Below are 25,351 nucleotides of genomic sequence, written 5' to 3' on the forward strand. Positions count from 1 at the left end.
ATATCTTTACCAATTTAATTTTTTTTATTCTTTATGAATTTTTTCCCATCTCTCTAAATTTTTCGTATCTTTCATCTACAATTTCTTTAAGAGACTTGTCTTTAAATTTATCAAGTTCTTCTATAAGCTGTTTCTTTAAAAACAATGCCATTCTTTTAGGATTTTTATGAGCGCCACCATAAGGCTCTTTAATTATTCTATCAATAACATTAAGTGCTAAAAGATCTTGTGCTGTAAGCTTCATAACATCTGCTGCTTCTTTAGCCCTACCTCCATCTTTCCATAAAATTGATGCAAAACCTTCAGGTGATAAAATAGAATAAATAGAATGTTCAAGCATAAGAACACTATTTGCAACAGCTAAAGCAAGAGCTCCACCACTACCTCCTTCTCCCATAAGAACTGAAATAATAGGTGTTTTTAATCTACTCATTTCAAGTAAGTTTGTAGCAATAGCTTCACCCTGACCTCTTTCCTCTGCATCTACTCCACAAAAAGCTCCTGGAGTATCAATAAAACATATTACAGGTCTTTTAAACTTTTCTGCCTGTTTCATTAATCTTAATGCTTTTCTGTATCCTTCAGGTTTTGGCATACCAAAATTTCTTTCGATATTTTCCTTTGTATTTGCTCCTTTTGTTATAGATATGACAGTTACAGGCATATTTTCTAAATATGCTATTCCTGCTATTATAGCCTTGTCATCACCAAATCTTCTATCACCATGAAATTCTAAGAAATCATCAAATATTGTATTTATATAATATTCCCCTGTAGGTCTATCCTTATGTCTTGCAATTATAACTTTATCCCAAGAAGATTTTGATTTAATAAGTCCTCTATTCATTATTTCTTCACCTCATGCATAGAAAGAATTTTATATATATATTTTCTAAGTTCTCTTCTATCTACTATAGCATCAATAAATCCCTTTTCAAGTAAGAATTCTGCTTTTTGAAAATTATTTGGAAGCTTTTCATTAATGGTATTTTCTATAACTCTTCTACCTGCAAAACCAACTAATGCATCAGGTTCGCTTATAATAATGTCACCTTCCATAGCAAAACTTGCAGTTACCCCCCCTGTGGTTGGATTAGTAAGAACTGTTATATATAAAAGACCAGCATCATCATGCTTTGCAATAGCGGCACTTACCTTTGCCATCTGCATAAGAGAAAGTATTCCTTCCTGCATTCTAGCTCCTCCAGATGTGGTAAATATTATAAGAGGAAGTTTTTTTGCAGTAGCATATTCTATAAGTTCTGTAAGTCTTTCACCTACCACTGTTCCCATACTTCCCATCATAAAATAGCTATCCATTACACCTGCTGCTACCTTTATTCCATTAACCTTTGCAATACCTGTTATAACAGCTTCAGAACTTGGAGTTCTTTCTCTACTCTTTTTTATTTTTTCCTCATATCCTTCAAAATCAAGAGGATTATTTGTTACAATGTCTTGACCAATTTCAACAAAACTATTTTTATCAAAGAAATAATTTATTCTTGTTATAGCCTTTAATCTAAAATGTGAATTACATTTAGTGCAAACATATTGATTTGCTTTTAAATCTTCTTTATATATTATAGAACCACATTTATCACACTTTAACCACATTCCAGATGGAATATTAGGCTTTTCAAATAAATCCCCCTCACCAGTACTAGTATTTACAGTAGCATATTCAGTTTTATTATTAAATAAATCCTTAAGCATCTTTTCTCACCATCTTATTATTTACAAAAATCTTATCAGCTAAATATGAAGTATCATAATTTCCATTAGCTACCTCTTCCATATCAAGAAGTGCATGCTGGAATGATATATTTGTTTTAACCCCTCCTACTGCAAATTCATCTAATGCTCTTTTCATTATGCATATAGCTTCATCTCTTGTATCACCATATGCAATAAGCTTAGCAAGCATGGAATCATAATAGGGTGGTATTTTATAACCACAATATATTGCAGAATCCAATCTAACACCTCTTCCTCCAGGAACAAATAGTTCTGTTATAGTACCAGGACAAGGAGCAAAATTATGCGAAGGATCCTCTGCATTAATTCTACATTCTATAGCATGACCTCTAAGTTTTATATCCTTTTGAGTAAGTGTAAGTTTTTCTCCTGATGCTATTTTCAACTGTTCCTTTACTATATCAACACCAGACACTATCTCTGTAATTGGATGTTCAACTTGAATTCTAGTGTTCATTTCCATAAAATAATAATTACAATCTTTATCTACAAGAAATTCAATAGTACCAGCATTTTCATACTTACAAGCTTTTGCAGCTCTTTTAGCAACTTCCCCCATTTCACTTCTAAGCTCATTAGTTAAAAAAGTTGATGGAGCTTCTTCTAATACTTTTTGATTTTTTCTTTGAAGTGAACATTCTCTTTCACCTAAATGAACAACATTGCCAAAACTATCTGCTAAAATTTGAAATTCAATATGTCTTGGATTTTGAACGAATTTTTCTAAGTATAATGTATCATCTCCAAAACAAGCTTTAGCTTCTGCCTTAGCTGTATTATATCCTTTTCTAAATTCATCTTCATCAAAAGCAACTCTAATTCCTTTACCACCGCCTCCTGCTGATGCTTTTATCATAACAGGATATCCTATTTCTTTTGCAAGTTTAACTGCATGATTTTCATCTTCAATTATCCCTTCAAAACCTGGCACAACAGGAACATTTGCTGATTTCATAAGTTCTCTTGCTTTTGCCTTGTTTCCCATAAGATCAATAGCTGTATACTTAGGTCCAATAAATTTAATATTACATTCCTTGCACATTTTTGCAAACTTAGCATTTTCAGAAAGAAATCCAAAACCAGGATGAATAGCATCAGCCCCTGTAAGAACACAAGCACTTAAAATATTTTCAATGTTTAAATAACTATCCTTAGCTGCTGCAGGACCTATACATACTGCTTCATCAGCAAGCTGAGTATGTATGGCTTCTTTATCTGCCTCAGAATAAACTGCTACTGTTCTAATTCCTAGTTCTCTACATGCTCTAATTACTCTTACAGCTATTTCTCCTCTATTTGCAATAAGTACCTTTTTAAACATTTTTATCACCTATCCTATAGCAAATGTAATTTCAGCTTCACAAACCTTTTTACCATCTACAGTTGCAATTCCTTTTCCAACTCCAATAGGACCTCTAAGCTTAACAATTTCACATTGCATTTCAAGCTTGTCACCAGGTCTTACTGGTTTTCTCCATCTAACCTTATCTGCTCCTGCAAAAAGTGGAGTTTTTCCTTTAAATTGTTCCATTGAAAGTATAGCTACTGCACCTACTTGAGCTATTGCTTCAAGGATTAAAACTCCTGGCATAACAGGATATTCTGGAAAATGTCCTTGAAAAAATTGATCGTTTATTGTTACATTTTTATAACCTTTTACTATTTTTCCTTCTTCAAATTCAGTTATCCTATCTACTAATAAAAAAGGATATCTGTGAGGAAGTATCTTTCTTATTTCATCTATATCCATCATAATATTAATTCTCCTTAACCTTAAATAGGGGTTGACCGTATTCTACCATTTCACCATCTTTTGCAAGTACTTCTATAATTGTGCCATTTACTTCTGATTCAATTTCGTTCATAAGTTTCATTGCTTCAATTATACAAAGAACATCACCATTTTTAACTTCATCAGACACATTTACAAAAGGTTCTTTATCTTCTCCTGGTGCTTTGTAAAATGTTCCTACCATTGGAGATTTTACTATATATAAATCTTCATCATCTAACTTTACAGCTGGTTTTTCACTATTTGTTTGTACTTTGTCTTCAGCTTTTGCTGCAGCTACAGTAGCTTCTTGTATAAATTCACCACCAGAAGTTTCCTTTGAAACAGTGTTTTTATTTTCATTACTACTTCCAATATTTCTTGTTAATGATTTATCCATTATTATGTGACCATCGCATGTTTCATATTCAAAATATGATACGTTTGATGTATTTACTGCCTCAAGTATTTCTTTTACTCCGGTAAAATCCATTTTTTCTCCCTCCTAATCATTCCACTTCTTAAATAGTAAACATGCATTATGTCCACCAAAACCTAGGGAATTTGACATAGTATATTTTAGATCTGCTTTTCTTCCAGTTCCTTTTACATAATCTAAATCTAAACCTTCTCCTGGAGTTTCAAGTCCAATAGTTGGAGGAACAAATCCATCCATTAATGCTTTTACAGATACTACTGCTTCAATAGCACCAGCACCACCAAGTAAATGTCCTGTCATTGACTTAGTTGAAGAAACAGGTATATTGTATGAATCTTCCTTAAATACTTTTTTAATTGCAGCTGTTTCACAGCTATCATTAAGACCAGTTGATGTACCATGAGCATTAATATATGAAACATCTGAAGGTTTTATATTAGCTTCTTGTATTGCAAGTTCCATAGCTTTTGCTGCACCATCACCATTAGGATCTGGAGATGTAATATGATATGCATCACAAGTACTTCCGTATCCAACTATTTCAGCTAAAATATTAGCACCTCTCTTTTGAGCTGATTCAAGAGATTCAAGAATAAGTATAGCTCCACCTTCTCCCATTACAAAGCCATTTCTATCCTTATCAAAAGGAATTGATGCTCTCTTTGGATCTTCTGTGGTACTTAAAGCTTTCATTCCAGCAAATCCTCCAACTCCCATTCTAGAAATTGGTGATTCAGCACTTCCTGCTATCATAATATCAGCATAGCCATGTTTAATTAATCTGAAAGCTTCACCTATATTATTATTACCAGTTGCACAAGCTGTAACCATTGATGTACAAGGTCCCTTAGCTTTATATTTTATTGCAATATTTCCTGCAACAAGATTAATAATAGTCATTGGTACAAAAAATGGAGAAACTCTTCTTGATGGATTTGCTACTACTTTTGCAATATCTGTTTGCATTGTATCAAGGCCACCAATACCTGCACCAACATAAACTCCCATTCTTTCTTTATCCACTTCATCTAAATTTAATTTAGACTCTTTAAGTGCTTCATCTGTTGCACATATTGCATATTGTGCAAATTTATCAAGTCTTCTACATTCTTTTTTGTCAAGAACACCTTCTGGGTTAAAATCCTTAACTTCTGCTGCTATTTTAACTTCAAAATTTGTTGTATCAACATTTTTAATATAATCTATACCAAGTTTTCCTTCTTTAATTCCATTCCAGAAATCATTTACGTTATTACCAAGAGGAGTTACAGCTCCCATTCCAGTAATTACAACTCTTCTTTCCATATTAGCCTCCTAAATAACCATTCCACCATCAACATGGATTACCTGTCCTGTTACATAATCTGCTTTTTCACTTGCTAAAAAGCTAACAACATTTGCAACATCTTCTGGAGTCCCAAGTCTTCTTAATGGTAGTTCTTTTTTAGCTGTTTCTTTTAATTTATCATTTAATACACTTGTCATGTCAGTTTCAATAAAACCAGGTGCTACAGCATTAACAGTAATTCCTCTTGATCCAATTTCTTTTGCTAGTGATTTAGTCATTCCAATTACTCCTGCTTTAGATGCAGCATAATTTACTTGTCCTGCATTCCCAGTTATTCCAACTACTGATGATATGCTTATTATTTTACCATGTTTTTGTTTTACCATAATAGGAGTTATAGCTTTTAAACAATTAAAAACACCTTTTAAATTTGTATTAATAACAGAATCAAACTCTTCTTCCTTCATTCTTAATAATAAGTTATCTTTAGTTATACCTGCATTATTAACCATTACGTCTATTGAACCAAATTTTTCTTTTGCTTTATTTACAAGGTTTAATACATCTTCTGTATTTGTTATATCACCTTGAATTCTTAATACTTCAACATTTTTTTCTTTTATTTCATTTTCAGTTTCAATTGCTTTATCTTCACTACTTCTATAATTTAAAACAATATTAAAGCCTTCTTCTGCTAGCTTCAATGCTATAGCTTTACCTATTCCCTTTGCAGCTCCAGTTACAATGGCTGTTTTTTTAGTATTTTCCATATCTAGCCTCCTTAATTCTTTAGGATTTATTTTAATGTTTCTATAGTTGCATTTAATGATGCCATATCTTCAACATTTAATAATTTTAAGCTTCTATCTATTTTCTTTACAAAACCTCTTAAAGCTTTTCCAGGACCTACTTCTACAAATGTTTCTACACCCTTATCTATCATATCTCTTATACTTTTTTCAAAATATACTGATGATCTTATATGATTTTTTAATATAAGTTTTATATCATCATCTTCTGTATAAGGTGCTCCTTTAACATTTGAATATACAGTTTTATTCATTTTTCCTATATTAGCCTTTTTTATTGTTTCATAAAATTCATCACTTGCTCCTGCAAGTAAAGATGAATGAAACGGTCCACTTACCTTAAGTTCTATTCCTCTACCACCTAATGATGCGGCTATTTCTATAGCCTTTTCTATTGCCTCATTATCGCCTGATATTACTACTTGCCCAGGACAATTGTAATTTGCCCCTTCACAAACTCCATACTTTGAAGCTTCTTTTATAACTTCATTTACTTTTTCATCATCAAGTCTCATAATAGCAGCCATTTTCCCAAGTCCTTTTGGAAGTGAGCTTCCCATTATTCTGCCTCTTTCTTTTACAAGTAAAAGTCCATCTTCAAGTGTCATAGCACCTGAATGTACAAGACTTGCATATTCTCCAAGGGAAAGTCCTGCCGAAAATTCAGCATCTATTCCATTTAATTCAAGAGCTTTAAGACATGCAATTGTTACAAGAAAAATTGCAGGTTGTGCATTTTCTGTAGCAGTTAATGTCTCTAATGGACCATTAAAAATCATATCTTTAATAGGCATATTAAGAATTTTTTCGCCCTTGTCAAATATATCTCTACATTCTTCTATATTATCATATAAATCTTTTCCCATTCCTACATATTGTGCTCCTTGCCCAACAAAAAGAAATGCTATCTTTTTACTATTCATATTGTCCTCCAATATTCTTTAGTATATTATCTGTTTCACTTACTATTTCATTAATAATTTCTTCTGCAGTTTGTTCTTTATTTACAAGTCCTGCAATTTGTCCCGCCATTACAGATCCAAAATCTGTATCACCATCTTTGGCAGCTTTTGGAAGAGAACCAGTGCCAAGCTTTTCTAATTCTTCTACTGTAGCTCCTTCAGACTCAAGCTTTTTAAATTGTCTAGAAAGTTTATTTCTTATTACACGCACAGGATGTCCTGTTGGTCTTCCAGTAACTTCAGTATCTATATCTTTAGCTTTTAAAACTTTATCTTTATAATTTTGATGAACTGTACATTCTTTAGCCACTAAAAATCTTGTTCCAATTTGTACACCCTCAGCTCCTAATGCAAAACTTGCTACTATGCCACGACCATCAGCTATACCACCGGCTGCTAGTACTGGAATATTTACTGCATCAACTACTTGTGGCACAAGTGCCATTGTTGTAAGCTGACCTACATGGCCACCTGATTCAGTTCCTTCTGCTATTATAGCATCAGCTCCAAGCTTTTCCATTCTTTTTGCAAGGGCAACGGATGCAACTACTGGAATAACCTTAACCCCATGTTCTTTCCACATTTCCATATATTTACCTGGACTTCCAGCTCCTGTTGTAACAAATTTAACTTTTTCATCACAAACAAGCTTTGCTACTTCATCTGCATGAGGTGACATTAACATAATGTTTACTCCAAATGGCTTATCTGTTAATTCCTTTGCCTTTCTTATTTCTTCTCTTATCCATTCAATTGGTGCTGTTCCTGTTATTATGCCAACACCACCTGCATTACTAACAGCAGCTGCTAAAGATGCATCTGCTATCCAAGCCATCCCTCCTTGAATTATAGGATATTTACTTCCTAATATATTACACACTCTACTACTCTTCATACTTAATATCCCCCGGCAATAATTTGCATTTACATTGCATAGTTTAAAATCGGGCTTTCTAATTAAAAATTAGATGCCCGATTATAATAAATTACTTATTTTTTACTGCTTCTTCTACAAATTTAACAGCATCTTTAACTGATTTTATACTTTCTGCATCTTCAAGCTGAATACCATATTTTTCTTCAATTTCAATTACAACTTGGAATAAATCTAGTGAATCTGCTCCTAATTCTTCAAATGTTGTATCCATTGTTATTTTATCTTCTTCAACCTCTAATTGCTCACTTATTACCTTTTTAATTTCATCAAATATCATTATTTTTCCTCCAATTTTCAATGTTAAATTTTATATAAAAATTTAAACTTACAAATAAATTTAAATTTAAATTACAATTCTACTAATGCACTTCCATAAGTAAGTCCACCACCAAAACCTACCATTATTATTTTCATACCCTCTTTTAGTATATTTTTATCTTGCATTTCTGAAAGTGCTATTGGAATTGTTGCAGATGAGGTATTTGCAAACTTATCCAAATTCAAATAAAACTTGTCTATTCCTACATGCATTTTTTTAGCAGCATAAGCTATTATTCTTGCATTTGCTTGATGTGGAATAATATAATCAATATCATCAAGTGATAAATTTTCTTCATCTAATAACTTGTTAACAGCTTTAACTATTACAAGAGATGCAAATCTAAATATAGCTCCCCCATCCATCTTTATATATGGATATTTTTCTAAATATTCTCCTATAAATGGATTTTGAACATTTCTAGCTCCTATTTCTAATGCTTCACCTTTTTCTCCTTCTGATTTTGAAAAAAATCTTAAAACTTTCTTACTATCAGTTTTTGAGATTATAGCTGCACCTGCACCATCTCCAAATAATACACATGTAGATCTATCTTCCCAATTTGTTATTTTAGATAATACTTCTGCACCAATTATCAATGCATTATTAAAATTATCATTACACTTTAATAATGATGATGCTGTTTGAAATGCAAATATAAAACCAGAACAAGCAGCATTTATATCAAAAGCCATAGCATTTTTTGCACCAATATTCTTTTGTACAATACAAGAAACTGATGGGCAAAAACAATCTGGTGATACAGTAGCAACTATAATTAAATCTATGTCTTCAGCAGAAATATTAGCTTTTTTCATTGCATTTTCTGCAGCATTAGTTGCTAAAACAGATGTATCCTCACCTTGTGATATTCTTCTCTCTTTTATTCCTGTTCTTGTACTTATCCATTCATCATTTGTATCAACTATTTTACTTAAATCATCATTTGTCACAACATGTTTTGGAACATAAGAACCAAAACCTTTTATTTCTATGCCCTGCATATTTATCTCCTTATTTATCTAACTCGTATTTTGTCATAAAAAACTTATTTAGTTTTTCTAAAGATTCAATTAATATTTCCTCTTGCTTATCATCTAAACCATCAATGGAAGCATTAATCATTTCCTTATGAAACTTTTCATGTAATCTATATGCAAGCTTCCCTTTTTTAGTAACATACACTAAAACAACTCTTCTATCTTCTTCAGTTCTTTGTCTTTCAACATAACCTTTTTTTATAAGTTTGTTTATGGCAGTTGTTAAAGTTCCAACTGTTATATTAAGTTCTTTTGCCACTTCTGACATTGTCTTTTTCTCATACATACCAATAGCTTCAATTGTGTGTATCTCAGTAACAGACAAATCATTTAAAGGTCCATTTCTTAATGTTTTTTCTTCAATTAGAAGAATATCATTAAATAATTGCACCAAAAGTTGATTTAGCACTTTTTGGGTTCTTTCCATAAAACTCCTCCATTAAAAATACTTTATCAAATACTCTTTAGCACTATAATCAAAACATAAACTTTAAAATTTGCAATATATTTTGATAATCAAAGTATATTATATTCAAAGTAAATTGTCAATAAATAAACAAACTTAACTTCCATTTTTTTCAATTTAATTAACTTACAAGCTTAAGTGTGGTTTTAATTATTTACCTCATTTCACTTTCTGTTCTTTATCACTTACAACTTCGGTTAATTAATAATTAATAATTAATAATTAATAATTAATAATTAAGAATTTAGGTAAGAATTCAGGACATTTTTACTCCTTCCTGGTAAAAACATTAATTATATTGTATGGGTGGACAAGCTCCATATTTCAACGCCTAAATTAAATTTTACATAAGACCTAATATCATAAATGCTTTGAGCCTAAATAAATAATTATTAATTATCTCCTATGGAGATTGGCTTTTAAGCGTAGCGCAAAAAAACACTTAATTATTAATTCTTAATTTCTAAGCTACATTTGCGACCTAATTAAGAAATTAAGAATTAATTCAGCCATCGCCCGTACGCTCGGCTTAATTAAGAATTCAGGATATTTTTACTCCTTCCTCGTAAAAATTTTAATTATATTGTATGAGTGGACAAGCTCCATATTTCAACGCCTAAATTAAATTTTACATAAGACCTAATATGATAAATGCTTTGAGCCTAAATATAATAATTATTAATTATCTCCTATGGAGATTAGCTTTTAAGCGTAGCGTAAAAAGCCACTTAATTATTAATTATTAATTCTTAATTTCTAAGCTACATTTGCAACCCAATTAAGGAACTAATACTCCTCAACAATTTCTCCAAAGAACAATATGTGATTTGTTTCGTTTTCTGGATATATAACCTTTTTAATTTCTGAATTTAAAGTATTATAATCAATAGGTTGTTTAAGCATTATCTTACATTCATAATATTTATTACATCCCTCTATTACTGGCGCTTCAACACTTTTTGATGGTATAAATTTTATTCCTGCTGCTTTTTCTTTATCTGTATCTCTACCTGAAGTTCTACCACATATAGCTAATGCCTTTTTCATATCATCATTATATGGAATACTTATAGTAAAAGATTTTCCAAGATCAAGGAATTTACTTGTATATCTACTTTCTCTAATCATAGCCATAAATATAGGCTTTTTCCACATAAAACCTATAGTTCCCCAACTTATTTCCATTGTATTTGCTTTTTCGCCATTTCCTGCTGTAAAAAATGCTCCTGTTTTATATAAATTATCAAATGCTTCCTCCATTTGAAATGTAAATGTATCTTTCATTAAACATATCCTCCTATTTATTCTTTTATCCATATTATACATATTATTGCGGTTATTTTCAATTTTATTATGGGCACACATAACATTGAACATTTGTTAAATTTTTGTTAATATTAGTATATGTTAATTATTCTTTGTTGGGGGAATAAAAATGAGATTACGAAGAATTATATACATTTTATTCATTATTTTTTCTATAGCATCTTTATCAGCATATGCTTCAAATAATATATTTGTAACGCCTACTTATAAATCTAGCATTATTAACAATGTTAAAGATTATATAAAAGATAAATATAATGATGATATTGAAATAAATAGTATAAAATACTATTCATCACATTGCGGATTATTTAACATTAATAAAGTTGAAGAAGCTGTATTATTTTTAGATTCTGATAACTATGAAATTTATTATGATATTAAAAATAACAATATATATGATAGCAAACAATATACATCTATATGCAAGGCAGTAAAAGACAACCTCATTTTAAAAAATAAAATAAACAATAATTATTACATAGATAATTTTTCAATATTTGAAACTGAAACATACCATTTTAATAATTCCAAATACAATATTTTCTTTGGAAAAGACTCTTATTTCGATGGTGATATAAATAAATTTTTAAATAATACAAATTTAAATATTTCTCTTGATATATCATTTAAAAATTCACCAAATATAAGTTCATATAGAGATATTTGCAATTCATATATTAATAATTTAAAACCATACTTTAATGGAGGTCAATCAAATATATTTGTTAAAATATTTAAAGAAAATTATTCTAACAACAAAATAATAAAAAATCCAGTATGCGAAATATATTCATATCAAAACAGAAGTACTTGGTTTGAAAATACTTTTGAAGAGAACTTTGTAAAACTTGAAAATGGAATTTTTGCTTCAGCATTTGTTAATAATTATTTTTTCACAAATTCTAATGATTGTATCTTTAATAAATTAGCTGTTCCAGATAAATTTATCCAATTATCCTCTTTAGATTTTGACTCTGACTTATATTATTTCAATTATAGCAATAATATAATAAATGCATATAATATTGATACAAGCACCCCCTTACTTATTAAGTTAGATAAAACAATATTTGAAAAAGGTAAAATATATGAATATGATAATTCATCTCATGATGATCTTTATATTCTTGAATATAATAAACCCAAAAGTCAAAAAAATAAGGGTATACTTTCCTATACTATGGTTGATGCTTCTAATAGTTATTCTGAAGGTAAATATATTTATATTAACATGAAACCCGACTCTTATTTAGTACTTGTTAAAAGAAAATAGTAAAGAAAAGGAAGGTTATTTTATATTATTAAAAGGAACTGAATGGGCTCATGTTCCTGAAACAATATATTTAGAAAAAAGTTTTCCAAATGTTGTTAATGGCACAAGAACTTCTCAAACTAGTGGAAATAAAACATTAACTCGTAAAAATGTTTATTTATACTTAACTATAATGCTAACAATTCTAATTTCGATGATTTAAATGTTAATATAAGATTCTTCACAAATTATGGTCAAAGATATAGAAATACAAATACAGGAATGAATTCACCTTACGAAGGCGCTGGATATACTTTATATAGAAAATAATAATATTTTGCCACTAGTTATCTAGCAGCATTTTTTTACATAAAAAAATGCTACCAAAAACAATTTTGGTAGCATTAATTTTTTATTGTAATACTTTTGATAATCTTTCAGCAGCTTCAATTATATTTTGTCTTTCACCAAAGCAACTAAATCTAAAGCATCCTTCTCCATTTTTACCGAATCCTACACCAGGAGTACCAACTATATTAGCTTTTTCAAGCAAAAGATCAAAGAATGACCAAGAATCCATATTATTAGGGCATGTAAGCCATATGTATGGTGAATTATCTCCTCCTACATATTTGATACCTAATTTATCTAAAGCTTCAGCTATAATTCTAGCATTTTCCTTATAGTAATCTATAACTTCTTTAGTTTTTACTCTTCCTTCTTCTGTAAATACACCAGCTGCAGCCTTTTGTACTATGTAAGGAACTCCATTAAACTTAGTAGTTTGTCTTCTAAGCCATAATTTGTTTAAAGATACTCCTTCGCACTTTAATGCAAATGGTACAACTGTATAACCGCATCTCATACCAGTAAATCCAGCTGTCTTAGATAATGAACAAATTTCAATTGCACATTCCTTAGCGCCATCAATTTCAAAAATACTATGTGGTATATTATCATCACTTATAAATGCTTCATATGCTGCATCAAATAGTATAACAGCACCCATTTCTTTAGCATATTTAACCCATTCTGTTAATTGATCTCTATTATATGACGCACCTGTTGGATTATTTGGTGAGCAAAGGTATATAATATCACAAGTTACATTATAATCTGGCATTGCTAAATAACCATTAGATTCATTTGAATCCATGTATTTTATTGTTCTTCCATCCATTATGTTTGTATCAACATATACAGGATATACAGGATCTGGAACTAAGACAACATTATCTTTATCAAAAATATTTAAAATATTTCCACAATCACTTTTAGCTCCATCACTTATAAATATTTCATCCCTATCTAAATTAACATTAACTTCTTCATAATAGCTTTGAACACTTGATTTTAAGAATTCATATCCTTGTTCTGGTCCATATCCTTTGAAAGTTTCAATTTTTGACATATCACTAACGCCTTCTTCAAGTTGTTCTATTACAGGCTTAGTAAGTGGTAATACAACATCACCTATACCAAGTGATATAACCTTCTTGTCTGGATTTTTCTTCTTATAATCTGCTACCTTATGAGCAATTGTTGAGAATAAATAACTATCCTTTAATTGTAAATAATTTTTGTTGATTTTAAACATTTTAATCCTCCTTGGCTGCTTTTATTAAACCTACAAACAATGGATGAGGTCTATTAGGTCTAGATAAAAATTCAGGATGATACTGAGCTGCTACAAAATATTTGTGATCCTTTAATTCTACTGCTTCAACTAATCTACCATCTGGTGAAATACCAGCTAAAGTCATTCCACTATTTATATATTGTTCTCTATATTGATTATTGAACTCAAATCTATGTCTATGTCTTTCTTTTATTAAGTCAGTTCCATAAAGTTCATATAATTTGCTATCTTTTTCTAATTTACATGGATATACTCCAAGTCTCATAGTGCCACCAAGTTCTTCAATACCAACTTGGTCTCTCATTATATCAATAACAGGATTTTTAGTAACTTCATCAAATTCTCTTGAATTAGCATCTTTTAATCCTAATACATTTCTAGCATATTCTATTACTGTTACTTGCATACCTAAGCATATTCCAAGGAATGGAAGATCATTTTCTCTTGCATATTTTACAGTTTCAATCATCCCTTCTACGCCTCTACTACCAAAACCGCCTGGTACAACTATTCCTTTACATGGTGCTAATTTTTCTTTAACATTTTCACTTGTTATTTCTTCACTATCTATCCATTCAATATTAACATTAACACCTTCACCATATCCTGCATGCTTTAAACTTTCAACAACTGATATGTATGCATCATGTAATTGAACATATTTACCTACTAAACCTATAGTTATTTCTTCATTTGCTGCTTTTATTTTATCAACCATGTTAATCCATTCATCAAGCTCACAATGAGTATTCTTAATTTCAAGTTCTCTACATACTATTTCTGAGAAATTACTTTTTTCAAGCATTAATGGTGCTTCATAAAGATTATCTATAGTTGAATTTTCTATTACACAATCTTTTTTCACATTACAGAATAATGCTATTTTATTTTTTATTGAATCATTAAGAGGAATATCACATCTACAAATTATTATTCCTGGTGCAATTCCAAGAGATTGTAATTCCTTTACACTATGTTGAGTTGGTTTTGATTTTAACTCTTCTGAGCCTTGTATGTATGGTACTAATGTAACATGTATAAATAAACAATTTTCTTTTCCAACCTCAAAAGAAACCTGTCTTATAGCTTCTAAAAATGGTTGAGATTCAATATCTCCAACAGTTCCGCCAATTTCAGTAATTATAATATCTGCTCCTGTTATTTCTCCTACTTTATAAACTTGATTTTTTATTTCATTTGTAATATGAGGAATAACTTGAACTGTTTCTCCAAGATATTCACCTTTTCTTTCCTTATTTAAAACATTCCAATATACTTTACCTGTAGTAATATTAGAAAACTTATTTAAATTTTCGTCAATAAAACGTTCATAATGTCCTAAATCCAAATCAGTTTCAGCACCATCATCAGTAACAAAAACTTCTCCATGCTGATATGGACTCATTGTTCCTGGATCAATATTAATATATGGATCGAATTTTTGGGCTGCTACCTTAAAACCTCTACTTTTAAGTAGTCTACCTAAAGATGCAGCAGTTATACCTTTTCCAAGTCCTGACACAACGCCGCCTGTTACAAAAATATACTTTTTTTTCATACTTTTAAATCCTTCCTTCGAATACAAATTCTGCTGGTCCAGTCATATAAACATAACCATTATTATTATACTTGATTTTTAACTCTCCACCAAGTAATTTAACTGTTATATCCTCATCTTTTTTACAATACCCATTTAAAATTGCAGCAACTACTGTAGCACATGCACCTGTACCACATGCTAAAGTTTCGCCACTACCTCTTTCCCATACTCTCATATTAATTGTTTTTTCATCTACTATTTGTGCAAATTCTGTGTTTATTCTTTCTGGGAATAATTTATTATTTTCAAACTTAGGGCCTAATTTTTCTAAATCTAAATTATAAATATCTAAGCCAAAAATAACACAATGAGGATTGCCCATAGATACACATGTTATATTATACTCCATATTGTCAATAGTTACACCCTCATTAATAACATTTTCTTTATTAAAGCTCACTGGAATGTCCCTTGCATTTATTATTGGAGCCCCCATATTTACTGTAACAGATAAGACTTTATTATCTTTAATAGTTAATTCTAACTTTTTTATTCCAGCAAGTGTTTCTAGTGTAATTTCTGATTTATTTGTAAGTCCTTTTTCATATACAAATTTTCCAATACATCTTGTTGCATTACCACACATTTCACCTTCTGAACCATCTGCATTAAACATTCTCATTCTAAAATCACATTTTTCAGATGGAAGTATAAGAATAATTCCATCACCACCAATACCAAAATGTCTATCACTTAATTTTTTAGAAAGTTCTCCTGGATTTTCAAGTTCACTTGGAATTCCTTTAGTACAATCAAAATAAATATAATCATTTCCTATTCCATGCATTTTTGTAAATTCCATAAATCACACCTCATAAAACTTAATTATTTTTTCTGATATATCTCTTCTACTTATTCTATCATCCATTGCTTTTTTCTCAATATATCTATGAGCTTCTTCCTCTGTCATATCTTCATATTGTATAAGCAAACATTTAGCCCTGTCAATTCTCTTTATATCTTCAACTTGTTTTTTTAACTTATTTTCCTGCTTTTTCATCATTTTAAATCTTTTTAAGGAAGTAAAAACAAATTTTACACTTTGAATAAAAACTGACTTTGTAAATGGTTTTGGTATTACAAAAATTCCATAGTCTTCAACTTTTGAAGATATCATATCTGCATTAACTGATTTTACAACAAGAACTACTCCTGCATTTGCTGATTGTGCTGCTTTAAGTGCAATTTCAGTTCCAAATTCATCTTTTAAGGGAGTATCAATTATTATCATATTAAGTTCATCATTAATCATTTTTCTTCTTGCTGCAGCTCCATTGCTTTCCACAAAAATCTGATTATAACCAAGACTTTTAAGATTATCTGTATAAACCTTTATTCCTTTTTCAGAACTACAGACTAATAGTATTTTATCCATTTAATGCCCCCAGTTATTTACTAATATTTATAGAAATAATTATTTATTTCCCAATCACTAGTTTCATCGTCAGATTCCCATTTATCTTTGTAAATCTCCCATTCTTCCTCTTTAGAATCTAGAAATTTATTAAAAACATATTCCCCTAATACAGACTTTACAAATTCACTTTTTTTCATTATTTCAAGAGCTTCTCCTAAATTTTTTGGAAGAACCTCTAAAGACTCTTTATTTTCTACATTATAAGTATTAGCATTTAAGGCTTCTTGAAGTTTTCTTTCTTTTTTTATTCCTTCAAGTCCAGCCTCTATTAATACCATAAATGCCAAATAAGGATTACAAGTACTATCAGGGCTTCTAAGTTCCATTCTGCTATATTTACCTTTTGATGCAGGAATTCTTATAAGCTGAGATCTGTTTTTATGTGACCATGTTATATATTTAGGAGCTTCATAGCTTCCAAATCTTTTGTAAGAATTAACTGTTGGATTTAAAATAGCTGTAATTTCTCTAATTCTATAAAGTATTCCAGCAATAAAGCTTTCAGCTTCCTTTGAATGAGAGCCACTTGATACTTCAAATATATTTTTATCTCCTTTAAATAATGATAAATTAATATGAAGTCCTGATCCACTTTTATTAATTAGTGGCTTTGGCATAAAGCTGGCATGTAATCCATTTAAATTTGCTATAGTTTTTACAACAGTTTTTAATGTTATAAAATTGTCAGCTGATTCTATGGGATTGTCAAATAAAAAATCAATTTCATTTTGACCAGGACCTGTTTCGTGATGTGAGCTTTCAGGTGTAAGACCCATTTCTTCTAATGTTAAGCAAATATCTCTTCTTATATTTTCACCTTTATCAAAAGGTGCAATATCAAAATATCCTGCATTGTCCTGAGGAATTAATATAGGCTCTGCTTCATCGTCTGTTTTAAACAAGTAAAATTCACATTCAGGCCCAACTTTAGGTCTATAGTCATATTTTAATAATTTTTTTGTTGTTTCCATTAATAAATGTCTTGTATCCCCTTCAAATATTTCACCTTCTGGTGTTTTTATAGTACAGTAAAATCTAGCGACACCACCTTCTTGTGGCCTCCAAGGTAAAATACTTAATGTTGATGGGTCTGGAACTAAGAAAAGATCAGATTCTTCAATATTCTTAAATCCTCCCACTGCATAAGCATCAAAGCTTATACCATATTTAAATGCCTTTTCAAGTTGCGAAGACATTATTGATATATTCTTTAGTTCTCCAAATATATTGCAAAATTGAAGTCTTATAAATTTAATATCATTTTCTTCTACGAATTCTAAAATTTCTGAAATTGTACGGTCCATTTTTATCCTCCCTTTGTAACCATTTAATAAGGGCTTTATTTTTTTATTACATATTTTATATTATAAATATACCCTATTAATCTTTCAATATTTTTTAAATAAATACTTTTATACATTTCTTTTATGAAAAAATTATAAAAAAAAAGATGTTAATTAAGGCATTTATATATAATGCCTAAAACACCTTTGTTCAATGCTATTTTACAGTGATTGCAAAAAAATTGCAATATTTTTTAAAAAAGGTATTGCAATTTCATTACAATTTGCATATAATAAAAACATCAGCAAAGGCGCTGTATCAAATTACATGAATTAATGTAGTTTGGTACTGCGCTATTTTTTTTTGATAATAATAATAAAATATAAATAAAAATTCATTTATATATAGGAGGATTTTATTATGACAAAAAACGTACCTGAATTATTTGGCTCTATGGTATTTAACAATACTGTAATGAAAGAACGTCTACCAAAACAAACATTTAAGGAACTAAAAAAAGTTATTGATGGTAATGCTACATTAACACTTGATGTTGCAAATGTTGTTGCAAATGCTATGAAGGATTGGGCAACAGAAAAAGGTGTTACACATTTTACTCACTGGTTCCAACCAATGACTGGAATTACTGCTGAAAAGCATGATTCATTTATATCACCTGCTGGCGATGGAAAAGTCATTATGGAATTCTCAGGAAAAGAATTAATAAAAGGTGAACCAGATGCCTCAAGTTTCCCATCTGGTGGTTTAAGAGCTACTTTCGAAGCAAGAGGATATACAGCATGGGATCCAACATCTTATGCATTTATTAAAGAAAATACTCTTTGTATTCCAACAGTATTCTTATCATATGGCGGTGAAGTTCTTGATAAGAAAACTCCATTACTTCGTTCAATGCAAGTATTAAACGAACAAGCTTTAAGAATTTTAAAATTATTTAAAAATCCAGCAAAGAAAGTTACTACTACTGTTGGACCTGAACAAGAATATTTCTTAGTAGATAAAAAATACTATGAACAAAGACTTGATTTAATGTTAACTGGAAGAACTTTATTTGGTGCTCCTGCTCCAAAAGGTCAAGAACTTGAAGATCATTACTTTGGAAACATTAAAACTAGAGTTGCTGAATATATGGAAGATTTAGATAAAGAACTTTGGAAACTTGGTATTTTAGCAAAAACTAAGCATAACGAAGTTGCTCCAGCTCAACACGAATTAGCTCCAATATTTGCAAGTACAAATGTTGCAACTGACCATAACCACTTAACAATGGAAGCTATGAAAAAAGTTGCTGAAAGACATGGTCTTGTTTGCTTATTACATGAAAAGCCATATGAAGGCATTAATGGTTCTGGTAAGCATAATAACTGGTCAATGTCTACTGATCTTGGTCAAAATCTTTTAGAACCAGGAGATTCTCCAGAAGATAATATTCAATTTATAACATTCTTATGTGCAGTTATTAAAGCTGTTGATGAATATCAAGATTTACTTAGAATTTCAGCTTCTGATGCTGGCAACGATCATAGACTTGGTGCTAATGAAGCTCCACCTGCTATAGTTTCTATGTTCCTTGGTGATGAATTAACTGCAATACTTGATTCAATTGAAAACAGTTCTTCATATACTTCAAAAGGAAAAATAACAATGGAAACTGGTGTAGATGTTTTACCTGTATTCCCTAAGGATACAACAGATAGAAATAGAACTTCTCCATTTGCTTTCACTGGAAATAAATTCGAATTCAGAATGCTTGGTTCAAGTGCTTCAATTTCTTGTACTAATATAATTCTTAATACTGCTGTTGCTGAAGAATTAAAAGAATTTGCAGATGTACTTGAAAAAGCTGATGATTTCAAGGGAGAATTAGATAAATTAATTAAAAAGACAATAAGAGAACATAAGAGAATTATCTTTAATGGTAATAACTACTCTGATGAATGGGTTAAAGAAGCAGAAAAGAGAGGTCTTTGTAACTACACTTCTACTTTCGAAGCTATGCCTCACTACACTGATGAAAAGAATGTTAAATTATTCGAATCTAACCACATTTATACTAAAGAAGAACTTGAATCTAGAACTGAAATTCTTTTAGATAATTATTCTAAAGTAGTTAACATAGAAGCTTTAACAATGATAGATATGATAAAGAAACAAATCTTACCAGCTACTACTGCTTTTATGAAAGATTTAAGCGATACTATTATAAGCAAGAAGAATGTTGGTCTTAGCACAAGCTGCGAAATGGAAAAAGGTACTTTAACTGATGTTTCAACTTATGCTAATGCATTATATTCTCAAACAGATAAATTATCAGCTCTTCTTAGAAAAGTTGAAGAATTAGACGGAGTATTTGAAATAGCTGATCTTTATAGAAATCAAGTAATTCCTGCTATGAATGAAGCAAGGGAATCTGCTGATAATCTTGAATGCCTTGTAGGTAAAACTTACTGGCCATTCCCAACTTACTCTGATTTAATTTATAGAGTATAGTTTTAAGTTAGCTACCCATTTAAATAATTTATATATAACACACTGGCGTGTTTCATAAGATTTTTCTTTTGAAACACGCTACTTTTTTTGCTTATTCATTTAAATAATTTATATATACAACACATTGGCGTGCTTAATAAAGTTTTTTAACTTTTTTATTAAGGACGCCATTTTTAGACAAAATATGTTAGGGGATGATCTTATGGACGGTATTTATTCTTCAGTTGATACTATTTGGGTGCTTCTTGGTGCCGTATTAGTATTTTTTATGCAGGCAGGCTTTGCAATGGTTGAAACAGGTTTAACTAGAGCAAAAAATGCAGGTAATATAATTATGAAAAATCTTATGGATTTTTGTCTTGGAACAATAATTTTTTGGATTCTTGGTTTTGGACTTATGTTCGGAACTGATATAGGAGGAATTATTGGAGTTCCTGATTTCTTCATTCAAGGAAATTATGGTGTTGAAGGTAGCTATACATCATATGCATATGTAATATTCCAAACAGTTTTCTGTGCTACTTCTGCTACAATAGTTTCAGGAGCCATGGCTGAAAGAACTAAATTTTCTTCATATTTAATATATAGCTTTTTAATAAGTGCTATTATATATCCTATTTCTGGTCACTGGATTTGGGGCGGTGGCTGGCTTGCTCAATTAGGATTCCATGACTTTGCTGGTTCTACTGCAGTTCATATGGTTGGTGGTGTATCTGCATTAGTAGGTGCAAAAATTCTTGGCCCTCGTATTGGAAAGTATGATAAATATGGCAAACCCAAAGCTATTCCAGGTCATAACTTAACAATAGCTGCCCTTGGAGTATTTATACTTTGGTTCTGTTGGTTTGGATTTAATGGTGGTTCTACAGTATCTGCTACTGGTGATGATACATTAAATTTAATGGGTTCAGTATTTATGACTACTAATATTGCTGCTGCTGTTGCTACTGCTGCTGTTTTATTTATAACTTGGATAAGATATAAGAAACCAGATGTATCAATGACTCTTAATGGTTCTTTAGCAGGACTTGTTGCTATAACTGCTGGATGTGATATTGTATCACCTTTTGGCGCTGCAATAATAGGTTTAATAGCTGCATTTGTTGTTGTATTTGGTATTGAATTTATTGATAAAGTATTAAAAATTGATGATCCAGTTGGTGCAATTGGTGTTCATGGATTATGTGGTGCTACTGGTACAATCCTTGCAGGTTTCTTCTCAGTTAATGATGGTTTATTATATGGACATGGATTTAAATTCTTAGGAATTCAATGTCTTGGAGTTATTTCAGTAATTGCATGGGTTTTAGTAACAATGACAATTATATTCCTATTAATTAAAAAGTTTAATGGTCTTAGAGTTTCTAGGGAAGAAGAAATTGTTGGTCTTGATTTAAAAGAACATGGTCTTGTAAGTTGTTATGCAGACTTTATGCCATCTACTGATTATACTTTAAAAAATACTGATAATACTAATATAACTTCAATAGTAAAAGAAGCTTCTACTTCAAGTTCAAAAGAAGGCCATATTACAGTTGAAAAATCTCCAGATGGCAAAGATACAATGACAAATATTACAGTATTTATTAATCAGGATAAACTTGCATTACTTCGTGATACTTTAGAAAATTTAGGAATTACAGGAATGAATGTCACACATGTTCTTGGATGCGGAATGCAAAAAGGTCATGCTGAACTTTACAGAGGTGCAGAACTTGATACAGTACTTCTTCCAAAAGTTAAAGTTGAAATTGTTGTATGCAAGGTTCCAGTTGATATAGCTATTAATTCAATTAAAAAAGTTCTTCGCACAGGAAATATTGGAGATGGAAAAATCTTTGTATATAATGTTCAAAATTGTATAAAAATAAGAACTGGCGAGGAAGGCTATGATGCTCTTCAAGACGAATAATCTTAACAAAAAAGAAATGTTATAATAAAAACAAAAAACGTACAAACTTCATTTAAACAAATGAAATTTGTACGTTTTTATATGCTTATTTTTAATAATAACATTCTTTACTGCATTTACCTTTAAAAATATTATTTCTAATAATATTTTTGTATTCAGAATCATTATCTACTTCCTCTATTAAATCTAAGGCTTCTTTTAAGGCCTTAATATCATTTACCATATAATCAATATATTTTCCTCTTCCAACTACCTTCAAATGAGTTATTCCTGCATTTTTAAGTTGCCTTAAAAAACAAAGTCCACATCCAGAGTTTCCTATAATGTAATCTTCACTTTCACAATCTATATCCTCAGTTAATGATAATTTATCATCCATATAAAAATCTTTTGAATCTTCATTAACCCTTGCAATTTTGTATGGAACTTTACATAAATGAACCATTTCATCACAATGAAGAGAATTGCAATATGCACCAGTGTAATGACATTTTTCATTTAAAATAAAAGCTTCATATTCTAAAGATAATTCTTTATTGTCTTCAATACAATTTTTCATATCACTAATTAAATTTTTTCTATGAAAAATATACCTTGATATATTAAAATTATTAAAAAGCTTCATAGAAAGTCTGTTAATTTCACAAGCTTCACCACTTAATTGAATTTTACAGTTAATTTTCTTTTGTCTAAGTTTAAGTATAAGACCAATATCAGCAATAATAAATTCCTTAAATCCTATACTTAAAAGTTCAGAAATAATTATAATTATTTCATTGTACTGATGTTCTGTATAATAAAGTGAATTAAATGTTATAGTAACTGGCACTTTATATTTGTCAACCATTTTTCTTAATATTTTCATATCACTAATAGAGCTAATTTGCACATTATAATAAAACACTTCTCTTCTATTAAGAGGCATAAGATTTCCATATTTTTTGTTCCAACTATATGGTACAAAACCACAAAAAACTTCATCTGCTCCAGCTTCGCAAAGGGCAATATAATCATCTATTGCTCCCATTCCTGCAACTATCTTCATTATTTTACCTACCTATATAAAATTTAAAACTATTCTATTTATTCCTCTAACTGTATAATAATTTATTTCATTAGAGTTTTTTATTATATTTTCATTAAATGCAAATATTGAATTATACCTTCCAACCATTTTTAAATGCTTAGGATATAAAAATACATAATCACTACAATATTTAGGACAATTTTTTACAAGGCTCTGCCCTCCTCTTTCACCATTTTTGTACATTGCATAAAGTGGACAATAATCTGATGTATTTGTTTGATAAAATGGTATGTGAAGACTATGATTTCCCTTAGGAATTTTTATTTTATAATTGCAAGATTCATATTCATAAACATTTATATTGTACTTTTTTAAATAAATATGTAATAAATCACTATTTAAATTATTTTCTGAAAGCATACTTTCATTAAAGCCATTTTTATAAATGTATCTTGGGTCTTTTCTTCTCTTATTAAGCAGTACCCCAAGGTTCAGTGAAAAATAATCTTTTTTGTTTTCTAATAATTTTATCATTCCAAAATCATTTATTATAATTTCAATTTTAAACTTATTATCTTTGCACCATAAATAAACCTCATCTATAATATTCTTGTTTTTTTCTATGTAACAATCCTTAATATATGTAAAAGCAAGAGTAACATTAATATTGTCAGCCTTTGCCTTATTAAGTATCTTTATAAGAGTAACTCCATCTGGAAATAAATTGTGACAAAATTCATTGCCAACATAAATACGTGAAATATCTTTTTTAATGAATTTTTCCCTATTTATAAAATTATCTTCATAATACATATTTATAAAAGTTGAAAAATCATTATTTAAGTATCTTTTATACAAAACATCATTGTCAATGGTTATAGCTAATTCAAAATCATTTTCACAAACTTCATTAAGATTTAAGCTTTCCATCCATTTTTTCTTTTCTTCACTATATATATCATAAAAGTCATAATCAAGTTCATAAGGATAATCTACCATTTCTTTTGAAAAATAACTATCATAACCTTCACTTTTTAAATTAACATATCTTAAATAATCATTCATAACATTTTTTACACATTTACTATATAAATCATTATTAAAAACTTCAAAATTATAAATTATATAAAATTCCTTTATTTCTTTTGATACAATTTTATATTTATCTATAGGTACTTCTATAAAATCATTTTCTTTAAAGGAATAAAAATTAACAGTTATATTTAAGTTACTATCTCCTATTTCCCCTGGTAATCTTATGGCAAAAGTATTAGAAGAAATTTTAATTATTGATGTATTATTTTCATTTATGTTACAACATACAACTGATTTTGGTAAAAGATCTGTTTCGCTACTCATATTTCTCCTTTTGTATTTTTAAATTTGGTTTCAATTATTTACTTTATTTTGCTTTCTGTTCTTTATCACTTAAAACCTTGGTTAATTAATAATTAATAATTAAGAATTAATAATTAAGAATTCAGGTAAGAATTCAGGATATTTTTACTCCTTCGTCGTAAAAATTTTAATTATATTGATTAATTGGACAAGCTACAATTTCAAGGCATAACCAAAATCTATATAGAAATTG

Annotated in this window: 23 protein-coding genes; 3 read left to right on the forward strand and 20 right to left on the reverse strand. The window is 29.5% G+C overall.

The genetic code is table 11. From position 1 onward, the window contains the following. Positions 1–31: 31 nt before the first annotated feature. The 13 genes from ACTNAO_RS07690 to ACTNAO_RS07750 all read right to left on the reverse strand — a co-directional run bounded on the left by ACTNAO_RS07690 (position 32) and on the right by ACTNAO_RS07750 (position 11,073). Entirely contained in the window at positions 32–847 is an 816-nt protein-coding gene (locus ACTNAO_RS07690; protein WP_441027836.1) for an acetyl-CoA carboxylase carboxyltransferase subunit alpha, read from the reverse strand. After that, positions 847–1,716 (reverse strand): acetyl-CoA carboxylase, carboxyltransferase subunit beta, encoded by an 870-nt coding sequence (accD, locus tag ACTNAO_RS07695; RefSeq protein WP_441027837.1) that lies wholly within the window; start codon positions 1,714–1,716, stop codon positions 847–849. The genes ACTNAO_RS07690 and accD overlap by 1 nt, the downstream gene beginning before the upstream one ends. Next, the gene (locus tag ACTNAO_RS07700) at positions 1,709–3,079 is read right to left on the reverse strand and encodes an acetyl-CoA carboxylase biotin carboxylase subunit (RefSeq protein ID WP_441027838.1); all 1,371 of its coding nucleotides are present in this window, start codon (positions 3,077–3,079) and stop codon (positions 1,709–1,711) included. Before ACTNAO_RS07700 ends, accD begins: the two co-directional genes overlap by 8 nt. A 9-nt stretch (positions 3,080–3,088) precedes the next feature. Next, positions 3,089–3,511 carry a 3-hydroxyacyl-ACP dehydratase FabZ gene (gene fabZ, locus ACTNAO_RS07705; protein WP_441027839.1) on the reverse strand — a complete coding sequence of 141 codons (423 nt, stop codon included), beginning with the start codon at positions 3,509–3,511 and terminating at the stop codon, positions 3,089–3,091. Positions 3,512–3,515: 4 nt separating this feature from the next. Continuing rightward, positions 3,516–4,022, reverse strand: a complete 507-nt coding sequence (accB, locus tag ACTNAO_RS07710; protein WP_441027840.1) for an acetyl-CoA carboxylase biotin carboxyl carrier protein — start codon at positions 4,020–4,022, stop codon at positions 3,516–3,518. 12 nt (positions 4,023–4,034) lie between these two features. Then, positions 4,035–5,273 (reverse strand): beta-ketoacyl-ACP synthase II, encoded by a 1,239-nt coding sequence (gene fabF / locus ACTNAO_RS07715; RefSeq protein ID WP_441027841.1) that lies wholly within the window; start codon positions 5,271–5,273, stop codon positions 4,035–4,037. Between the two features lie 9 nt (positions 5,274–5,282). After that, a complete protein-coding gene (gene fabG / locus ACTNAO_RS07720; RefSeq protein ID WP_441027842.1) occupies positions 5,283–6,026 on the reverse strand; it encodes a 3-oxoacyl-[acyl-carrier-protein] reductase in 744 nt (247 codons plus the stop codon). Positions 6,027–6,052: 26 nt separating this feature from the next. After that, complete coding sequence (gene fabD, locus ACTNAO_RS07725) at positions 6,053–6,988, reverse strand: ACP S-malonyltransferase (RefSeq protein WP_441027843.1); 936 nt, start codon at positions 6,986–6,988, stop codon at positions 6,053–6,055. After that, complete coding sequence (fabK, locus tag ACTNAO_RS07730) at positions 6,981–7,922, reverse strand: enoyl-[acyl-carrier-protein] reductase FabK (RefSeq protein ID WP_441027844.1); 942 nt, start codon at positions 7,920–7,922, stop codon at positions 6,981–6,983. The genes fabD and fabK overlap by 8 nt, the downstream gene beginning before the upstream one ends. A gap of 91 nt (positions 7,923–8,013) precedes the next feature. After that, positions 8,014–8,241, reverse strand: a complete 228-nt coding sequence (locus ACTNAO_RS07735) for an acyl carrier protein (RefSeq protein ID WP_441027845.1) — start codon at positions 8,239–8,241, stop codon at positions 8,014–8,016. 71 nt (positions 8,242–8,312) lie between these two features. Then, a complete protein-coding gene (locus ACTNAO_RS07740) occupies positions 8,313–9,287 on the reverse strand; it encodes a beta-ketoacyl-ACP synthase III (protein ID WP_441027846.1) in 975 nt (324 codons plus the stop codon). Positions 9,288–9,297: 10 nt separating this feature from the next. Further along, positions 9,298–9,750 carry a MarR family winged helix-turn-helix transcriptional regulator gene (locus ACTNAO_RS07745; protein ID WP_441027847.1) on the reverse strand — a complete coding sequence of 151 codons (453 nt, stop codon included), beginning with the start codon at positions 9,748–9,750 and terminating at the stop codon, positions 9,298–9,300. Between the two features lie 825 nt (positions 9,751–10,575). Then, positions 10,576–11,073 (reverse strand): flavin reductase, encoded by a 498-nt coding sequence (locus ACTNAO_RS07750; protein ID WP_441027848.1) that lies wholly within the window; start codon positions 11,071–11,073, stop codon positions 10,576–10,578. 151 nt (positions 11,074–11,224) lie between these two features. Between ACTNAO_RS07750 and ACTNAO_RS07755 the strand changes: the two genes are divergently transcribed. Beyond that, positions 11,225–12,391: a hypothetical protein gene (locus tag ACTNAO_RS07755; RefSeq protein WP_441027849.1), complete on the forward strand. Its 1,167-nt coding sequence runs from the start codon at positions 11,225–11,227 to the stop codon at positions 12,389–12,391. Between the two features lie 391 nt (positions 12,392–12,782). On the opposite strand, the gene ACTNAO_RS07760 is transcribed toward ACTNAO_RS07755, so the two are convergent. From ACTNAO_RS07760 to glnA, 5 genes are read right to left on the reverse strand one after another with little or no spacing between them, the layout of a single operon-like run. Continuing rightward, positions 12,783–13,967, reverse strand: a complete 1,185-nt coding sequence (locus tag ACTNAO_RS07760) for an LL-diaminopimelate aminotransferase (protein ID WP_441027851.1) — start codon at positions 13,965–13,967, stop codon at positions 12,783–12,785. A 1-nt stretch (position 13,968) separates the two neighbouring features. After that, the gene (locus tag ACTNAO_RS07765) at positions 13,969–15,567 is read right to left on the reverse strand and encodes a CTP synthase (RefSeq protein WP_441027852.1); all 1,599 of its coding nucleotides are present in this window, start codon (positions 15,565–15,567) and stop codon (positions 13,969–13,971) included. A 4-nt stretch (positions 15,568–15,571) separates the two neighbouring features. Next, positions 15,572–16,411 (reverse strand): diaminopimelate epimerase, encoded by an 840-nt coding sequence (dapF, locus tag ACTNAO_RS07770; protein ID WP_441027853.1) that lies wholly within the window; start codon positions 16,409–16,411, stop codon positions 15,572–15,574. 3 nt (positions 16,412–16,414) lie between these two features. After that, complete coding sequence (locus tag ACTNAO_RS07775; protein WP_441027854.1) at positions 16,415–16,984, reverse strand: ANTAR domain-containing response regulator; 570 nt, start codon at positions 16,982–16,984, stop codon at positions 16,415–16,417. A 20-nt stretch (positions 16,985–17,004) separates the two neighbouring features. Then, on the reverse strand, positions 17,005–18,330 hold the full coding sequence (gene glnA / locus ACTNAO_RS07780; RefSeq protein ID WP_441027855.1) for a type I glutamate--ammonia ligase: 1,326 nt from the start codon (positions 18,328–18,330) through the stop codon (positions 17,005–17,007). A 400-nt stretch (positions 18,331–18,730) separates the two neighbouring features. Between glnA and ACTNAO_RS07785 the strand changes: the two genes are divergently transcribed. Next, positions 18,731–20,821 (forward strand): glutamine synthetase III family protein, encoded by a 2,091-nt coding sequence (locus ACTNAO_RS07785; RefSeq protein WP_441027856.1) that lies wholly within the window; start codon positions 18,731–18,733, stop codon positions 20,819–20,821. 211 nt (positions 20,822–21,032) lie between these two features. Continuing rightward, a complete protein-coding gene (locus ACTNAO_RS07790; RefSeq protein ID WP_441027866.1) occupies positions 21,033–22,733 on the forward strand; it encodes an ammonium transporter in 1,701 nt (566 codons plus the stop codon). Between the two features lie 91 nt (positions 22,734–22,824). Here ACTNAO_RS07790 and ACTNAO_RS07795 read toward each other — a convergent pair whose 3' ends face one another. Continuing rightward, positions 22,825–23,778: a U32 family peptidase gene (locus ACTNAO_RS07795; protein ID WP_441027857.1), complete on the reverse strand. Its 954-nt coding sequence runs from the start codon at positions 23,776–23,778 to the stop codon at positions 22,825–22,827. Positions 23,779–23,790: 12 nt separating this feature from the next. After that, positions 23,791–25,119, reverse strand: coding sequence for a hypothetical protein (locus ACTNAO_RS07800; protein ID WP_441027858.1), 1,329 nt, complete (start codon positions 25,117–25,119; stop codon positions 23,791–23,793). Between the last annotated feature and the right edge of the window lie 232 nt (positions 25,120–25,351).

The sequence above is a fragment of the Clostridium sp. HCP1S3_C6 genome, assembly GCF_052066735.1.
In the GTDB taxonomy this organism is placed as follows: Bacteria; Bacillota; Clostridia; order Clostridiales; family Clostridiaceae; genus Clostridium.

Bases quoted from the DNA above. Each gene is read 5' to 3' on its own strand.
- ACTNAO_RS07690 (WP_441027836.1), bottom strand. From the start codon at position 847: ATGAATAGAGGACTTATTAAATCAAAATCTTCTTGGGATAAAGTTATA.
- accD (WP_441027837.1), bottom strand. From the start codon at position 1,716: ATGCTTAAGGATTTATTTAATAATAAAACTGAATATGCTACTGTAAAT.
- ACTNAO_RS07700 (WP_441027838.1), bottom strand. From the start codon at position 3,079: ATGTTTAAAAAGGTACTTATTGCAAATAGAGGAGAAATAGCTGTAAGA.
- fabZ (WP_441027839.1), bottom strand. From the start codon at position 3,511: ATGATGGATATAGATGAAATAAGAAAGATACTTCCTCACAGATATCCT.
- accB (WP_441027840.1), bottom strand. From the start codon at position 4,022: ATGGATTTTACCGGAGTAAAAGAAATACTTGAGGCAGTAAATACATCA.
- fabF (WP_441027841.1), bottom strand. From the start codon at position 5,273: ATGGAAAGAAGAGTTGTAATTACTGGAATGGGAGCTGTAACTCCTCTT.
- fabG (WP_441027842.1), bottom strand. From the start codon at position 6,026: ATGGAAAATACTAAAAAAACAGCCATTGTAACTGGAGCTGCAAAGGGA.
- fabD (WP_441027843.1), bottom strand. From the start codon at position 6,988: ATGAATAGTAAAAAGATAGCATTTCTTTTTGTTGGGCAAGGAGCACAA.
- fabK (WP_441027844.1), bottom strand. From the start codon at position 7,922: ATGAAGAGTAGTAGAGTGTGTAATATATTAGGAAGTAAATATCCTATA.
- ACTNAO_RS07735 (WP_441027845.1), bottom strand. From the start codon at position 8,241: ATGATATTTGATGAAATTAAAAAGGTAATAAGTGAGCAATTAGAGGTT.
- ACTNAO_RS07740 (WP_441027846.1), bottom strand. From the start codon at position 9,287: ATGCAGGGCATAGAAATAAAAGGTTTTGGTTCTTATGTTCCAAAACAT.
- ACTNAO_RS07745 (WP_441027847.1), bottom strand. From the start codon at position 9,750: ATGGAAAGAACCCAAAAAGTGCTAAATCAACTTTTGGTGCAATTATTT.
- ACTNAO_RS07750 (WP_441027848.1), bottom strand. From the start codon at position 11,073: ATGAAAGATACATTTACATTTCAAATGGAGGAAGCATTTGATAATTTA.
- ACTNAO_RS07755 (WP_441027849.1), top strand. From the start codon at position 11,225: ATGAGATTACGAAGAATTATATACATTTTATTCATTATTTTTTCTATA.
- ACTNAO_RS07760 (WP_441027851.1), bottom strand. From the start codon at position 13,967: ATGTTTAAAATCAACAAAAATTATTTACAATTAAAGGATAGTTATTTA.
- ACTNAO_RS07765 (WP_441027852.1), bottom strand. From the start codon at position 15,567: ATGAAAAAAAAGTATATTTTTGTAACAGGCGGCGTTGTGTCAGGACTT.
- dapF (WP_441027853.1), bottom strand. From the start codon at position 16,411: ATGGAATTTACAAAAATGCATGGAATAGGAAATGATTATATTTATTTT.
- ACTNAO_RS07775 (WP_441027854.1), bottom strand. From the start codon at position 16,984: ATGGATAAAATACTATTAGTCTGTAGTTCTGAAAAAGGAATAAAGGTT.
- glnA (WP_441027855.1), bottom strand. From the start codon at position 18,330: ATGGACCGTACAATTTCAGAAATTTTAGAATTCGTAGAAGAAAATGAT.
- ACTNAO_RS07785 (WP_441027856.1), top strand. From the start codon at position 18,731: ATGACAAAAAACGTACCTGAATTATTTGGCTCTATGGTATTTAACAAT.
- ACTNAO_RS07795 (WP_441027857.1), bottom strand. From the start codon at position 23,778: ATGAAGATAGTTGCAGGAATGGGAGCAATAGATGATTATATTGCCCTT.
- ACTNAO_RS07800 (WP_441027858.1), bottom strand. From the start codon at position 25,119: ATGAGTAGCGAAACAGATCTTTTACCAAAATCAGTTGTATGTTGTAAC.